This window comes from Sporosarcina cascadiensis, assembly GCF_009650995.1.
Classification (GTDB): Bacteria; Bacillota; Bacilli; order Bacillales_A; family Planococcaceae; genus Sporosarcina; species Sporosarcina cascadiensis.
The window spans coordinates 69,906-85,255 of the sequence record NZ_WHVV01000008.1; the positions used below are offsets into that span (position 1 = coordinate 69,906).

12 protein-coding genes are annotated in these 15,350 nt (G+C 43.5%); 2 read left to right on the forward strand and 10 right to left on the reverse strand.

Features of this window, described 5'->3' with window-relative positions; all coding sequences use genetic code 11:
* Positions 1-216 precede the first annotated feature (216 nt).
* The 10 genes from nikC to GDZ68_RS10070 all read right to left on the reverse strand — a co-directional run bounded on the left by nikC (position 217) and on the right by GDZ68_RS10070 (position 13,230).
* Positions 217-1,113 (reverse strand): nickel transporter permease, encoded by an 897-nt coding sequence (nikC, locus tag GDZ68_RS10025; protein ID WP_153722161.1) that lies wholly within the window; start codon positions 1,111-1,113, stop codon positions 217-219.
* Between the two features lie 17 nt (positions 1,114-1,130).
* Positions 1,131-2,135 carry an ABC transporter permease gene (locus GDZ68_RS10030; RefSeq protein ID WP_153722162.1) on the reverse strand — a complete coding sequence of 335 codons (1,005 nt, stop codon included), beginning with the start codon at positions 2,133-2,135 and terminating at the stop codon, positions 1,131-1,133.
* 101 nt (positions 2,136-2,236) lie between these two features.
* The gene (locus GDZ68_RS10035) at positions 2,237-3,865 is read right to left on the reverse strand and encodes an ABC transporter substrate-binding protein (protein WP_153722163.1); all 1,629 of its coding nucleotides are present in this window, start codon (positions 3,863-3,865) and stop codon (positions 2,237-2,239) included.
* Positions 3,862-4,881 (reverse strand): ABC transporter ATP-binding protein, encoded by a 1,020-nt coding sequence (locus tag GDZ68_RS10040; RefSeq protein WP_153722164.1) that lies wholly within the window; start codon positions 4,879-4,881, stop codon positions 3,862-3,864. Before GDZ68_RS10040 ends, GDZ68_RS10035 begins: the two co-directional genes overlap by 4 nt.
* Entirely contained in the window at positions 4,856-5,881 is a 1,026-nt protein-coding gene (locus tag GDZ68_RS10045; RefSeq protein WP_153722165.1) for an ABC transporter ATP-binding protein, read from the reverse strand. The genes GDZ68_RS10040 and GDZ68_RS10045 overlap by 26 nt, the downstream gene beginning before the upstream one ends.
* A gap of 211 nt (positions 5,882-6,092) precedes the next feature.
* The gene (locus tag GDZ68_RS10050; RefSeq protein WP_194841121.1) at positions 6,093-8,030 is read right to left on the reverse strand and encodes an alkaline phosphatase family protein; all 1,938 of its coding nucleotides are present in this window, start codon (positions 8,028-8,030) and stop codon (positions 6,093-6,095) included.
* 808 nt (positions 8,031-8,838) lie between these two features.
* A complete protein-coding gene (locus tag GDZ68_RS10055) occupies positions 8,839-9,489 on the reverse strand; it encodes a 3D domain-containing protein (RefSeq protein WP_228551075.1) in 651 nt (216 codons plus the stop codon).
* A 117-nt stretch (positions 9,490-9,606) separates the two neighbouring features.
* The gene (locus GDZ68_RS10060; RefSeq protein WP_194841122.1) at positions 9,607-10,410 is read right to left on the reverse strand and encodes an alpha/beta hydrolase; all 804 of its coding nucleotides are present in this window, start codon (positions 10,408-10,410) and stop codon (positions 9,607-9,609) included.
* A 141-nt stretch (positions 10,411-10,551) separates the two neighbouring features.
* On the reverse strand, positions 10,552-11,925 hold the full coding sequence (locus tag GDZ68_RS10065) for a sodium-dependent transporter (protein ID WP_153722263.1): 1,374 nt from the start codon (positions 11,923-11,925) through the stop codon (positions 10,552-10,554).
* 24 nt (positions 11,926-11,949) lie between these two features.
* Positions 11,950-13,230 (reverse strand): CDP-glycerol glycerophosphotransferase family protein, encoded by a 1,281-nt coding sequence (locus GDZ68_RS10070; RefSeq protein WP_153722168.1) that lies wholly within the window; start codon positions 13,228-13,230, stop codon positions 11,950-11,952.
* Positions 13,231-13,404: 174 nt separating this feature from the next.
* Between GDZ68_RS10070 and GDZ68_RS10075 the strand changes: the two genes are divergently transcribed.
* Together GDZ68_RS10075 and GDZ68_RS10080 are read left to right on the forward strand one after the other, a co-directional pair.
* Positions 13,405-14,622, forward strand: coding sequence for a glycosyltransferase (locus GDZ68_RS10075; RefSeq protein ID WP_153722169.1), 1,218 nt, complete (start codon positions 13,405-13,407; stop codon positions 14,620-14,622).
* Positions 14,591-15,343, forward strand: a complete 753-nt coding sequence (locus GDZ68_RS10080; RefSeq protein ID WP_153722170.1) for an HAD-IIB family hydrolase — start codon at positions 14,591-14,593, stop codon at positions 15,341-15,343. Before GDZ68_RS10075 ends, GDZ68_RS10080 begins: the two co-directional genes overlap by 32 nt.
* Positions 15,344-15,350 lie beyond the last annotated feature (7 nt).

Consider the following 15,350-nt stretch of genomic DNA (forward strand, 5'->3'; position numbering starts at 1 on the left):
TCTGTATTGCCTTATTTTCTGCAAAGAACGCAGAAATACGGCAAAGCGAACCCTTCGCTGTTCGCTTGGCTCACCGAGTGTACTCCGGAAAGCGTTCGGCTCAAGCGTAAATCCCCAGGCACAGACACCCGTTAAACAATACGATGAAATAACAATTGATCCAAAGAACAAAAAAACCTTCTCAAGAATAAATAATCCTGAGAAGGCTCTTTAATGTTAACTCTTCATTTTTGGATCCAGTGCATCGCGCAAGCCGTCGCCCATTAGATTGAAACCCAGAACTGTCAGCATGATTGCGATTCCCGGGAAAATCATTGTCCATGGCGCATTTTGCAAATAGTCTTTCGAGTCAGCCAGCATTTTCCCCCACTCCGGATCAGGTGCTGATGCTCCGAGCCCGAGGAAGCCCAGTGCCGCCGCTTCCAAGATTGCAGTAGCGATCGCAAGCGTTCCCTGTACAATGACGGGTGCCATGGAATTCGGTAGAATATGTGAAAACAAAATTCTGAAGTCTTTCATTCCGATCGCTTTCGCGGCCATAATATATTCATCTTCCTTAATACTGAGCACTTTCGAACGGATAAGGCGTCCAAAGTTCGGAACATTGATAATCGCAATAGCAATCAGTGCGTTGCGAAGACTTGGTCCCAATACGGAAACAATTGCAATTGCCAATAGAATGGAAGGGAATGCGAGCATGATATCAAATATCCTGGAGATAATCGTATCTACCCAGCGGCCATAATATCCGGCTACAATTCCCAAAAAACTTCCTACGACGATCGAACCGACAACTGCGAAGAATCCAACAGTTAATGAAATTCTTGCTCCGTGCACAATTCGAGAAAAGATATCCCGGCCAAAGTCATCAGTTCCAAACCAATACTCTGAAGAAGGAGGCTGCAGCCGGTCGGCCATCATCTGCTCGTTAATGCCTTCTTTAGTCAGTAACGGGCCAAAAATGGCAAGAAGGATAAATAGCAATACGATTCCAGCACCGACAAGCGCTACTTTACTCTTTCGAAAACCTATCCAAGCTTCCCGCCAAGGCCCCGTTGTCTTCTCTAATTGTGCTTCTGCCACTCCGTCTACCTTAGGCGTTAATTCTGACATGAACTGTTCCTCCTTCCTCAATCATATTTAATCCTCGGATCGATCAGTCCATATAATAAGTCGACAATCAGATTAATCATGACGAAGATAAACGCAACGATCAGAATACCTGACTGGATAACCGGATAATCTCTGAAGTTGATGGCATCGTAAATATATCTTCCAATACCCGGCCATGCGAAAATTGTTTCCGTCAGGATAGCGCCGCCAAGCAGAAGACCCATCTGCAGACCGATAATTGTCAAAACAGGAATCACCGCATTTTTCAGCGCGTGCTTATAGACAACCCAGAACATTTTCTGGCCTTTTGCACGTGCAGTCCGAATATAATCAGAACGCATAACCTCCAACATACTTGAACGGGTCATTCTGGCGATTATTGCCATCGGTATGGTTGCGAGCGCCAGTCCCGGCAAGACCAAGTGACGCAGAACCTGCCATAACTGATCGAATCGTCCCTGAATGAGCGTATCTATTATGTATAAATGCGTTATAGCCGTAACAGGATCTCGAACATTTTGCCGTCCTGCTGTCGGCAGCCAGCTCAACTCAATGGAAAAAGCCCACTGTCCCAACAAACCCAGCCAGAAAATCGGCATAGAAACTCCGACTAATGCAAAAATCATCGCTGCATAGTCGAACCATGAATTTTGGAACCACGCAGAAATAATACCGGCATTGATCCCAACGATCACGGCAATAATCATAGCAAATAAGGCTAGCTCCAGTGTCGCTGCCAAATAAGGCCAGATTTCATCTGCCACGGGCAGACGTGTCCGCATGGACTCACCTAGATCACCTTTTAAAATTCCACCTAAATAACTGAAGTACTGCGTATACCATGGCTGATCCAATCCCAGTTTGACAGTCAGCGCTTCGACCGCTTCTTTAGTCGCCTGCTGTCCGAGGATCACTTGTGCTGGATTGCCGGGAATTGCACGAATTAACATAAAGACTAAGAATGTCATACCTAGCAGGACAGGAATTAGCTGTAAAAGCCTTTTAATCGTATAGTTGAACAACTCTTTCACCCCTCCGGCTCTTATCTTGAAAATGAATTAAAGAAAGGGAGAATACAAGCTTCTCCCTCCACTTCATTCACAAATCACACTTCATCATTCGCTTATTTGAATTCTACGTTCGATAATAAATCAGAACCTGTAGGATGTGGAACAAACCCAGTCAATTCTTTTGCTCCACCCAATAATGGAATGGAGTGTGCAAGCGGTACCCAAGGAGCTTCCTCATGAAGAATTTCCTGTGCCTGCTTGTAAAGCTCGTTACGTTTATCTTCATCAACTTCTGTCTGCGCTTCTAAGAATAACTTATGTGTTTCTTCATTTTTGAAGTACGTATAGTTATTGCTTCCGATATTATCTTCGTCAAGAAGAACATACAAGAAGTTATCTGCGTCTCCATTATCCCCTGTCCAGCCAAGCATGAAGGCATCTGCTTCACCTTTTTCTGCTTTATCAAGATAGGTTGCCCACTCATAAGAAACGATTTTCGCTTTAATTCCTACATCTGCCAAGTTGCTCTGTATAGCTTCTGCTACCTTCGTGCCATCCGGCATATATGGACGTGGAACCGGCATAGCCCATAATTCCATTTCGAAACCATCTTCAAGTCCTGCTTCTTTCAATAGCTCTTTTGCTTTTTCAGGATCATACGGATAAGCTTCAATTTCATCATTATAGCCTGAAATAGATGACGGCATTGCGTTAGCCGCTACTTCAGCACGTCCTTCAAAGAACGAATCGATGATTGTCTGCTTATCAATTGCATAGTTCATTGCCTGACGAACTTCTTTCTTATCAAATGGTTCACGAGTTACTGTCAGCCCCAGGTATCCAACGTTCATGGAAGGACGTTCGAAAAGCTGCAAATCAGCATTGTCTTCAATTTTCGTGCCGTCAGACGGATTAATTCCGTCAGCCAGATCGATATTACCTGAAAGCAATGAATTCAGACGTGCAGAGTTGTCCGGGATAGACTGGAAAATTACGCGATCCAGTTTCGGAAGCCCCTCCTGCCAATAGTCTTCATTCTTTTCAATTGTAATCGTATCATTCGGCTTCCACTCAACGAACTTGAACGGGCCTGTTCCTACCGGGTTACGTTCATACTCATCATCACCCTTTGCAAATGCTTCAGGGCTTGAGATCGCAAACATACTCATTGCGATATTTTTTAAGAATGGCGCCTGTGGACGCTTTAATTTGATAACTACTGTATTGTCGCCGTCAGCAGTCACTGATTCAATTACGTGGCTTTCATCGTCCTTGAATCCGCCGAACATCGAGTTATAGTAAGGGAATGTATCCGCATCACCATTTGCCCAGCGTTCGAAGTTCTTTACGACTGCATCCGCATTGAAGTCTGTTCCATCATGGAACGTAATGCCTTCTTCTAATTCAAATGTATAAGTCAAACCATCTTCAGTTGTATCCCAGTCTTTTGCAAGACCTGGCTGTACTGTAGTATCCTTCTCGCCAAAATTCAATAGGGTTTCAAACAAGTTCACTGTTACTTTAAAAGTTTCCCCTTCTGTTACGCGGGATGGATCAAGAGATGTTGAATCTCCGCCCCGTCCAAATACTAATGTCTTATTCTCGCTTCCGCCTTTATCTGCAGCGTCTTTATCTTTGTCGCTGCTCCCCTTTGTGTCATCTCCGCCAGAACAAGCTGCCAGTGCAGTTGACAGAGCCAACAGCATGATCAGAGCGAGCGACCACAATTTCCCTTTCCTCATACAGATCCCTCCAATTGTTTTTGTCTTTCTATATCATCGTTGCCTTCCGCTGTGTAAAGATGGCAGGCAACAGAATGACCGGTCTTCTCCTCTGCTAATACAGGGGTGATTTTGGTGCATACATCCATTTTAAAAGGACAGCGCGTGTGAAACGCACAGCCGCTTGGAGGGTTAGCCGGACTCGGCATATCTCCTTCGATAATGATCTGCTCTTTTTTATAATTCGGATCCGGAACCGGCACTGCGGACAGCAATGCCTGCGTGTAGGGATGAAGAGGATTTGCATATAGCTCTTCACTTTCCGTGATCTCTACGATTTTCCCTAAGTACATGACAGCTACGCGGTTGCTGATATGGCGCACTACTCCCAGGTCATGCGCGATAAAGATATAAGTCAGATTAAATTCTTTCTGCAGATCCTGCATCAGGTTCAGCACTTGCGCCTGAATCGATACATCAAGTGCAGAAACCGGTTCATCTGCAATAATTAATTTAGGATTCGTCATTAACGCTCTGGCAATCCCAATTCGCTGCCGCTGACCGCCACTAAACTGATGCGGATAGCGTTTTGCATGATACTCACTGAGTCCGACAATTTTTAAGAACTCGATCACTTTTTCACGGCGTTCTTTTGCATTGCTTACCCCGTGCACAAGAAGTGGTTCTTCCAAAATCTTACCGATTGTATGACGTGGATTTAATGAAGCGTACGGATCCTGAAACACCATTTGAATATCACGCCGCACTTTACGGATTTCATTTGCAGACATAGAGGTCAGATCTCGTCCCTGAAATTCCACAACGCCTTCAGTCGGTTCCAATAAGCGCATGATTGTACGTCCGGTTGTTGATTTCCCGCAGCCGCTCTCCCCGACAATTCCAAGCGTTTCACCTTCATTTACATGAAATGAAATATCATCGATTGCTTTGACATGACCAACTGTCTTGCCGATTATCCCTTTACGGATAGGAAAATATTTTTTCAGACCTTCAACTTTCAACAGTGGCTTGTCCATCCTTTGTTGTCACTCCTTCCTGCTCATCGTATAAGAAACATCTCGTCTGGTGAACATCGGAGTTCCTGTATAATTGCGGTGTTTCTTCCCAACATCTGGCGAAAGCGCTTTCACATCTAGCCGCGAATCTGCAGCCTTTTTTGACCGAGCCCGGTTTCGGTACATTGCCGGGAATAGAGTACAAACGGTCTTTTTTATCACGCATATCGGGTACAGACTGAATCAGCCCGCGAGTGTAGGGATGACATGGGTTTTTAAATATTTCCTGCGTCGGCGCTTCTTCAATGACTTGTCCTGCATACATGACCACCACACGTTCACAAGTTTCAGCAACGACTCCTAAATCATGAGTGATTAGTAGAATTGCTGTATTCATGCGTTCGTTCAATTCCCGCATCAACTTTAGAATCTGTGCTTGAATTGTCACGTCAAGCGCCGTTGTTGGTTCATCTGCAATTAGAACTTTAGGATCACAGACCAATGCCATCGCAATCATCACACGCTGACGCATCCCGCCTGAAAGCTGATGGGGGTATTCTTTCATAACTTCTTCGGCACGCGGAAGACCGACCAGCTTTAACATTTCAACCGCACGGTCAGTAATTTGTTTTTTAGACCATTTTTTTTCATGAAGAGAAATTGCTTCTTTCATTTGATTACCTATCGTAAAGAGTGGATTCAAAGAGGTCATCGGTTCCTGAAAGATCATGGCAACATCTTTCCCTCGGATGTCTCTCATTTCTTTTTCCGACTTTTTCAGGAGATCTTCTTCACCAAACAGGATTTCTCCACCTGTAATCTTACCTGGCGGGCTCGGTACTAATTGCATGATCGATAAGGATGTCACACTCTTTCCGCAGCCGGATTCTCCGACGATCCCCAGTATTTCCCCTTCACGTACATAAAAGTCTACATGATCTACAGCGGGAATCTCTCCAGAGTCTGTAAAAAAGGTCGTCTGCAAATCCTTTACCTGAAGTAATTTCTGCCTTTCGCTCATTTGCTCACCTTTTTCTTTTTTTCTGAAATAATTCATTAATCACTATTATACTTTTTTTCTGATTAAACACAAGATGCTTTCTTGATAAAATATTATATTGGCGAAAAATGACGAAATTAAAAGAAACGCGCAGCGAAAAGCTCTGCCTGCACGTTTCTTAAAATTGTGAAGATATTTGAATAGTATGTTTACTATATTATACGAATAATTATTACTTATTCCAGATCACTTTTCCTTCCACAAAATCTGGCGTCTCAATATCTAACAACTTATATAAAGTCGGTGCAATATCAATCATATTGATTCTCTTGCTCATTTTCCCAGTCTTAATGTCCGGTCCGGCTATGTACAGCATGGGACGTAAAGCTTTTCTTTCCGGATTTCCTCCATGACTGCCAAATTCCTGTGTCGGTTCAATAGCAACTTTTGCATCTTTCCCCATCAAATAGCCGGGTGCAGCAGAGAGAAAGACATCTCCGCTGTTTTCATTGCTTATACTATCGAACTCCGTCATCCCTTCCGCTAAAACCTTTTCATATGGATGGATGTCATCTGTCTTGTGAACGAATAAAGACGAAATACCCGGATAATTGTATGTCAGTATAGTGCTGCCTTTAAGCCATTGTGAAACGGGTTTACTTCCTGCAGACGGATTGTACGTCATATTCGAAAATAAATCTCTCGCTTGAAATACCTCCATAATTTGCTGTTTCACTTCTTCATACTCTTCTGGCGGGACAATCCCTTTCTTCTCACGGCCTGCTAAATTTACATAGACATGTGCAATTGTACCGCTCGATTCTGCATAAGCTCTTGTTTTAGAAACGTCAATATTTCCTTTAGCGTCGGTCACGAGAAGACCTGCCTTTTCCAACTCTTTATTAGGCGACAGCCTGGTATGGATCGGCTCCAAACCATGATCGGAAACAAGTAACAGATAATCTTCTTTATTTAAATCGTTTTTAACTCGACCAATTACTTCATCTGCCTGTTCGAAAGCCCAATCCATATAGGACTTTTTTTCTTCGACGGTTTCTGTCTGGTAACCGGGCTGAGCAGGATCTCGCAAGAGGAATTCATGAAGTTCATTATCGACATGCGGGTAATAGTAAAATAAAAGATCCGGTGCATATTGTTCTTTTATATACAGACTGACATCAGTGATCCAGTCTGCAAAGCGTTCTCCCGCTTCTTCATATTCGTGTCTTGTGATCTGCCCTTCTTTAAATGCTTCCGTCTCATCAGGAGCAGGATAAAAGCTGAATCTTGAAGAGATATCATCAGCAAAATGTTCGGGCCCTCTATAGATACCGCCCATCATAGTGCCTTGAAACAACTGAAAATGATCCGTTTCATCGGGCTTCCCTTTAAATTTCACATAAAAACCGGCACTGTCCATTGACGGTATATCCAGCTCTACAGCTGACCAATCATCCAAATTTACTTGTTTTCCAATTTTCTTTCTGTCATCTGAAAGATAAACAGTGGTTTTTTTCTCATTATGTTCTTTTACCGCCAGCACGTACAATTCCCGGATCGGCTGATCTTTAATATCTAACGACACAACTGCTTCCTCTGCCTTTATGTGATCGGAAGATAATTGATCAATACGTTCGTCATCAATTGTTTCAAACTTCAAATCATGTAATTTAGATTCTGACAGAGTCCCGCCTGAATAAACTGCATATGTTGCCGCCGACGCATTATCCGGATCGGAATCAGGAAACGCGACAGTCGCCGTTACTTTTCCCTGATTTCTCGCTTCCTTCCAAATAGGAGTCACGCCTAATGTCTGAGAAAACCCGCTCTGATCATTTTTTACCGTTTCCCCTTCAGAATGAAAGTGATTGCTGACAATACCGGTTTGGGAAGGTCCCGCGCCTGTTGCCATCGCCGCATGTGAAGGGGCAGTGAGTGAAGGTGTCACCGTAACAAAATTGCTCGCATAGGCCGATTGATGCGAGAACTCTTTCAGGTTTTTCATCATTCCTTTATGTATATATCGCTGGGTATCTTCATAGCCCATTCCGTCAAATGAAATCACGCTGATGGTTCCTGCTGATTCTGCAGCATAAGTAAATTGATTCGCATTGACAAACGGACTGATCGTTACGATCATCGCTGTTAAATAAAACTTCATTTTTCCCATCATAACTGCATCCCTCGCTTTACTGCACTATTCCCCCGCGAGAAATAAGGTAAACTTGCTAACTTGCAGTCAATTATCCAACTTGAAATTCCGCTGGCTTTACAAATCAATTTATTTTATAAGGCTCTTCACCAAAACATGTGCTTGACAGTCTATTTCGTGGATTTGACTGTGATTGCGCTGTATAGGATCGTAAGTGGGTAGGAGACCGTTCCCCTGCGTTCCAGGCGGACGCGTTCCGAAGGGCCCTCGGTGAGCCAAGCGAACAGCGAAGGGTTCGCTTTGCCGTATTTTTGCGCTCTTTGCAAAAATTAAGGCAATACAGCGTTTCTTCTACCCGCTATTTTCGCTTCGCTCCCTTTAGTTGTCTCATCCTATCGGGCTGATCCTCCCGGAGTCGCCGCCTGGAACGAAGGTACACTGGCTGGTGTTCCAACACCTTTTATGTGAGTAAGCAGTATGAGCATAATATCTGAGTCTATTACGATAGGTGAGGTATTTCATGCAATACTTAGTAAACTGCACAAGCTAAGATCTTTGTGATTAATCCGTTTGCATAGTCGAGAAACTAGAACCAGACCAACTAAATCCACACTCTGCAAAAAAGCAACATGTTATACTTTCCCCACATCAGCGAAGGCGCAACTGCGGGGTAGGCCGGTGCTATGAGACAACTGGCGTGTTCTTCGCCAGCTGGCTCATTGCGTAAGGCAATCCCTCAGCGCCGAAGCGGGTTTAAACTGCAGCATGATTTTCGCAATACATACATGACAAGTTGTCAAGAACAGATTTTGGTGCAGCCCTTATTCTAATCCAGTATTCTTATTTTTATTTTTTTTACTCCCCATTCCATCGCCCGCTCATATGAAGGAATGAATACATCTATTTTATGTCCTTTAATGGCACCGCCAATATCTCCGGCAATTGCCTCGCCATAATTTTCGACCCAAACTCTGGATCCAATCGGCACCACGCCCGGATCGACTGCAATAACTTTCTGATTCGGGTTTGCCCGCAAATTCTGGCCGCTGTATGTGGTGCCTGAGCAGCCTTCACAATAAGCTGTATAAGCAGTGGCGGTCACTGTCAGTTCTTTCACTGGCTTCTCTGCAGCAGCGACGGGTACTGGCGTCTTTTTCTGTGGAACCGGGCTTCGCTTTATAGGATTTGTATTTAGCACAACATGCAGCTCGTCACCCGGATAGATGATGGTAGAATTTAAGTCATTCCAGCTAAGCAGATCATCAAGCGGAATTCCATGGTTATAAGCAATTCTGTACAGGGTATCTCCTTCTTGAACCGTGTAGGTTACTGCTTCTGCAGGAATTTCATCCGGTTCTTCTGCAATATCCTTTACCAAGATTCCTCCATCAGGCGATAATCCCAGTTCTAAAGCAAACACGGACAGCGGCGTTATGACCAGCAGAACAGCAGTCAACATACTAATTAGCAATCTCAACAAGCTTCTCCTTCTTTCTTTCTAAGATTTTCCACAGTCTAGCCAATCTGCAGTCATCTCATACGTAAATTAGGAGATTCTTCTTTGTCAGCTTACTATTCTACTGTTCATCTTTTGCTAAAGCCGGACAGCAGCCTGTTCCATATGCTTCCTTTTAAGCCACTCATAGCTTTTATCAAATAGCTCATTTTCTAATGAACAGTCGGAAAACGTATGATCAGCATTCTCGATATAGCGCTCAGTTACCGGTTCCGTATTTATTCTTTCATTCAGCACAGCCCTGTATGATGCGGCATGTGCTTTCGGAATCTGTTCATCCGCTTCTGCATGGATAATATGCGCTCCCCCTCTGTAAACGCCGATTGTATCAAACGGCCGGTGCTTTTGTAAATCTTTCAAAAAGCGGCGGCTAATGGAGAAGCCTTGATAATCATAACTCCCGTTTCTGGAAATTTCATTGACCGCCTGCCGTCCGAGTATCCCTGTTATATCTTCATACGGCAAGCCGACAGGGGACCATAGAATCAGATCTTTCACACGCGGATCTGCTGCCGCTGTCAAAGAAGCAACCGCTCCTCCGAGACTATGTCCAACCAGCGTAATGCGGTGAGCATTAATTCCGCGGATTCTACTGACATAATCGATGACATCCTGTACTTCGTTCAACTGATTGGTGAGCGTCACTCCTCCGTAATCCCCCTCACTTTCCCCGCAGCCGCTGAAATCAAAGCGAAAGACTGCAAATCCGCGTTTTGTAAAATAACGGGCAGCTTTTACAAATAACCGATGCTCACCGACTTTACTGCCGACGAAGCCATGAATGAAAATTAGGAGAGGAACTTTCTCTCTTGTGAATTCAGGTAGATGCAGCGCGCCTGACAAATTATATTCTCCTGATTTGACTGTAAGCAGTTTATGCATGCTACTCCACCTCTTATAACGCATTATTCCTACTTGTTTAGTATGTATTATACAGAAAAAATTAATTGAAGTCAATTGGGTAAGTCCGTGCAATGAATCCTGTAAACAATCTCCATAAAAAAACTGCTTGGAGCGTCATTTTCATGACAGTCCAAGCAGCATTTTAATTTTCTGCAAGAAACCAAGTGTATCCAGGAATACAACGATGATTGTCAGCGGTACCACAAGCTTCATTAAGAAGTGCCAAAGTGGATAAAAACTATTTGATTGCCGGCTCATCAAAGTAAATTCTTCCCTTACGACTACTTGATCCATCCGATGCATAATGAAAATAGCAATCAGCAGACAGCCTGCCGGAAGCATAACATTACTCACAAGATAATCGGTTGCATCGAAAATGCTTTTATCGAAAATCAGCACGCTCGACAATGTACTGGAGGATAGAGCAGATGGAATAGCTGCGCAAAATACCACCACACCGATGATCCATGTCACTGCTTTCCGGGAACGTTTGCCGCTTGCCGTCATCGCCGCTACAATAATCTCATACAGGCTGAATGAAGAAGTGAGCGTCGCAAACAGGAATAATAGTAAGAATAGCGCCAAAAATAATTGCCCTAAAGGAAGCTGGGAAAAGACTGCAGGCAAAACTATGAATAATAACTCAGGACCTGCTGCCGGCTCCTGTCCAAATGCAAAAACCGCAGGAAAAATCGCCAATCCTGCTAATAATGAGACGAATAAGTTCATTCCTACTACCGAACTTGCAGCAGACGTTAAACTGACGTCTCTTTTCAAATAGGAACTGTACGTTACCATACAAGAAAAGCCGACTGCCAATGAAAAGAATGACTGACCAAGCGCATACAACACCGATTCTCCTGTAATGCTCGAAAAGTCAGGCTTGAGGAAGAAGGAAACACCTTCCATCGCACCTTCCAATGAAAGCGAACGTACGACTAAAATAATAAAAAAGATAAAGAGCAGCGGCATCATATATTTATTTGCTTTCTCAATACCATTTGCCACGCCGGAAGATACGACCAGCACATTGATAATTGTGAATAGCAGCAGGCCGATTAATGTAGTCACCGGCGAACCGACAATCGAACCGAACTGCTCTGAATAAGATGCACCTTCACTGATAATTTTACCACCGACAGAGAGACCGCTATAAACGAAAACCCATCCTCCTACGACACTGTAGAAAGAGAGTAATAGAAAGCAGCCCACAACGCCTAATCTGCCGATCCACGGCCAGGCACTCGCCGGCGCCAGCTTTTTATATGCGCTGATTGCTTCTTTGCCGGCGCCCCTGCCTATGATAAATTCTGAAACTAGCATCGGCAGTCCGATTAATATGGTGAACACGACAAACAGTAAAAAGAATGCCCCGCCGCCGCTCATTCCGGTTACATACGGGAACTTCCAAATAGCCCCGAGACCGATTGCCGCCCCTGCAGACGACATGATAAAACCTAGTTTTGATGACCATTGTTCTTTTCGATGCTCCATAGACTTTTTCATTCCCCCTAGCTTCTACTTATTACAGTTATACTGTACTGCTTGCGCAGAAACAAGGGGAAATTCATTCATCTCAGCGGATTTTTCTGTATATTCTTTCGTTTCATGAGCAATTTCATCTCGAAAAAGAGTTCTGGCCAATCTCTCACAGTTTTGCTGATCGAAGAAATCTATATAGTCGGAGGCTTTGCTGAAGTATGGATTGGCATAATGATTGCCCCCAAGCGCTCGGGACAAATGCATGAGTACTTCCTCTTCCGTATTGCCTTTATAGCCGAATAAATCAGCATCCAAATCCAGATAAGAACCCCGGTTTGCAAGAAATTCCTTTTGGTCGAACGTATAAAAGATGATTGGTTTGTTCATATAGAGGAAGTCCCATGAGATACTTGAGTAATCCGTGATGAGCATATCTGCTGCATGCAGCTCATCCATAATTAACACGTCGTCAAAACTAAAAAAAGACACATGATCGTTCACATGTAGATCTTTTCGGAAATACGTTTCATATTTTTTCATGAATGGGTGAAGAAGTACACGGACAGTCAACTGCTGTTCAGCAATGAGCGACTGCATTTTAGCGCTTTGCAACAGACCGACAGTAGATCTGTAATACTTGCTTTCCAAGAATTCCTGTTCGGTCATATCAAACAGCCACTCTCTCCACGTAAACATCAGCAGCAATCTCTTCAGTTGGACAGGCGGCTGGTCAGGAGGCAGCCGGTCAAATCTTGCCATTCCTGTGATGATCAGCTTGTCCTCTGCAATTTTCCATTCCGTTGATTTAATCTTATGTTCGTATGCAGAAGCGCAATTAAAGAGGTTACACCTTTTCAGCAGCGGGACATCTTCTTTCTGAATCAATATCTTTTTAAAGCATTCAATTCCATGACTGATATGGAGCATCACGGTCTTTTTATTGAGAAAGATAAAACGATCCATATAAGGAGCTAGGTCATAAATTATCGAGTGACCGTGCACAGTGTAGCGGGCTCTGAAAAATAATACATAGTTTTGAAAACTGCCAAGCGGCACTGCATGAGGAATCGGAAATTGATTTATGTAATTAAATTGCGGATCAAACATCCAATAGATCTTCATTTGACTGCTGTAATGATCTATCAGATATTGATGGAAGACTGCGGCATTGTCTTCATATTTTTCGCCCAGATTGCCTCCTACCAGCACAATAATATCTTTGTCATTTCTATAGAATAGTTTAACCCAAAAATATGCCATCCATATTTTCATCGCATACCATAATTTAACGAAGCTGTTATGATCTTTTAACCTCATTCTATCACCCCTTGCTTCTTAATCTATTTACTACTTAATTTATACATTACTCTTCCCTGTTTTTGATAATTTGAAACATTCTAGGTTTGATTTACGAGATATAGGGAATAACATAAAGGCATTGATACCAAAACTATTTAAGATAAACATAAATATTGAAAGGAGAAAAAAGACTTGTATAGAAAAATTCTATTTATATCTGACCATGGCGATCCTTTGGAACCACTTGGCAGTGAACAGGCCGGCGGACAGAATAATTATGTTAAACAGCTGGCATTGGCACTCGAAAAAGAAGGTTATGCTGTTGATGTTGCCACTCACTGGAACAGTCTTTCTACTCCACAAATCGAACATTTCGGACAGGCATGCCGGGTGATCAGAATTGCCGCAGGAAAGCAGGAATATGTTCCAAAAAGCAAGCTGTTCAGCATGATGCCTGATTTTTATCAAGAACTTGTCAACACAATCCCCCTTGAATCCTACGAATTAATTCATACACATTATTGGCTTTCCGGTTTAGTAGGCTCCTTCATTCAAAAAGATTACCAGATGCCCTGGATCCATACCAATCATTCATTGGGCATTGCAAAGAAGGAAGCAACCGGTGATTCAGACGCATTGCGGTTGCTGACGGAAAAAATGATCCTCAGCTCTGCAGACCATGTTGTTGTCACTTCCAAAACTGAGAAAGAATTGATTTCAAAATTTGTGGACAAGCCTTCAGATATCCAAGTTATCTCAATTGGGGTGGACAAGGCATTCCGTCCTTCTCAAAAGCGGGCAGGAATACGGCCTTACTTCGCTTTTGCCGGACGGCTTCAAACAACAAAAGGAATCTATACTCTCTTGAAAGCTTTTAAGCTGCTTACTAAGAAAGAACGCTTATCTTCACATTCCAAGTTAATTATCGCAGGAGGAGGTAAAGATTGTATTGATCAGCGCAACCATTTACCTCACAGTAAAAAACTGCGTTCAGCACTGAGAGGCATTGAACACAGAGTGAAGTTCATAGGACCGCAAAGTCAAAAACAGCTGGCTGTGTTATTTGAAAACTCCATAGCAACCATTGTTCCCTCGTATTATGAATCATTCGGAATGGTAGCAGCGGAAGCGCAGGCTTGCGGCAGCCCCGTGATCGCTTCAAAAGTAGGAGGGTTGCAGGATGTGGTAAAACACGGGCTGACCGGGCTGCACGTAGAACATAAAAACCCGGAACAGCTGGCGGAGGCGATGGTCACTCTCCTGCATAATCCAGCCTACACAAAAACATTGGGACTGCGTGCAGGAGTTTATGCACAGCAAGAGTTCAATTGGTCTGTATTAGCTTATAAAATGGCCAATCTATATAAAGGAGCATGTCATGAAAAGGAAGGATTATTTACTGGCAACTGATTTGGATAATACATTAGCGGGAGATCCGCTTGCACTTCAAGGTTTGCTCAACTTTTTCAATAAAGAAGAATTGGATCCTGCCCTCATTTATGTTACGGGCAGACATCTGGATTCTGCCTTGGAGTTAATGGAAAAAGAGCAGCTTCCGGCACCTGATTTATGGATTACAGATGTAGGGACAGCTATTTATGATGCTGATACTCTGACAGAAGATACAGAGTGGCATAATCGAATAAATGAAAACTGGCAACCTTCTGCAATTCTTCGTATGGCAAAGAATTTTCCCGATCTAAAACGGCAAGAACTGCCTCACTCAAAACGCATTTCATTTACGGTAGAACCCGGAAATTCTAAAACCGTCCGGCTCTTTCAAGAAAATCTGGAGCTGGAAGGCATTCCACATTATTTTGTCTTCAGTTCCGACCGGGACGTTGACCTTTTGCCCGAGCATAGCGGTAAAGGACAAGCAGTGGAGTATGCACTGAAGCGTTATGCAGCTCCGCATGCCAAAGTGTTGCTGGCAGGGGATTCAGGTAATGACTCCCAAATGTTGTCATTGCCGTTTCCTTCTGTAATTGTGGGCAATGCCCAGCCCGAATTAAATGATCTTCCTTCTCATCCCCTGATTTATCGATCAACCGCGCATTTTGCGGGCGGTATCCAAGAGGCATGGGAACACTATCACATGCCTTCATATAAAACAAAACCAATTGGATCCTAGCGGCCAA

What these genes read in the sequence shown, in the direction of transcription:
- nikC (WP_153722161.1), bottom strand. Translation starts at nt 1,113, where the DNA reads ATGTCAGAATTAACGCCTAAGGTAGACGGAGTGGCAGAAGCACAATTA.
- GDZ68_RS10035 (WP_153722163.1), bottom strand. Translation starts at nt 3,865, where the DNA reads ATGAGGAAAGGGAAATTGTGGTCGCTCGCTCTGATCATGCTGTTGGCT.
- GDZ68_RS10040 (WP_153722164.1), bottom strand. Translation starts at nt 4,881, where the DNA reads ATGGACAAGCCACTGTTGAAAGTTGAAGGTCTGAAAAAATATTTTCCT.
- GDZ68_RS10045 (WP_153722165.1), bottom strand. Translation starts at nt 5,881, where the DNA reads ATGAGCGAAAGGCAGAAATTACTTCAGGTAAAGGATTTGCAGACGACC.
- GDZ68_RS10050 (WP_194841121.1), bottom strand. Translation starts at nt 8,030, where the DNA reads ATGGGAAAAATGAAGTTTTATTTAACAGCGATGATCGTAACGATCAGT.
- GDZ68_RS10060 (WP_194841122.1), bottom strand. Translation starts at nt 10,410, where the DNA reads ATGCATAAACTGCTTACAGTCAAATCAGGAGAATATAATTTGTCAGGC.
- GDZ68_RS10065 (WP_153722263.1), bottom strand. Translation starts at nt 11,925, where the DNA reads ATGGAGCATCGAAAAGAACAATGGTCATCAAAACTAGGTTTTATCATG.
- GDZ68_RS10070 (WP_153722168.1), bottom strand. Translation starts at nt 13,230, where the DNA reads ATGAGGTTAAAAGATCATAACAGCTTCGTTAAATTATGGTATGCGATG.
- GDZ68_RS10080 (WP_153722170.1), top strand. Translation starts at nt 14,591, where the DNA reads ATGAAAAGGAAGGATTATTTACTGGCAACTGATTTGGATAATACATTA.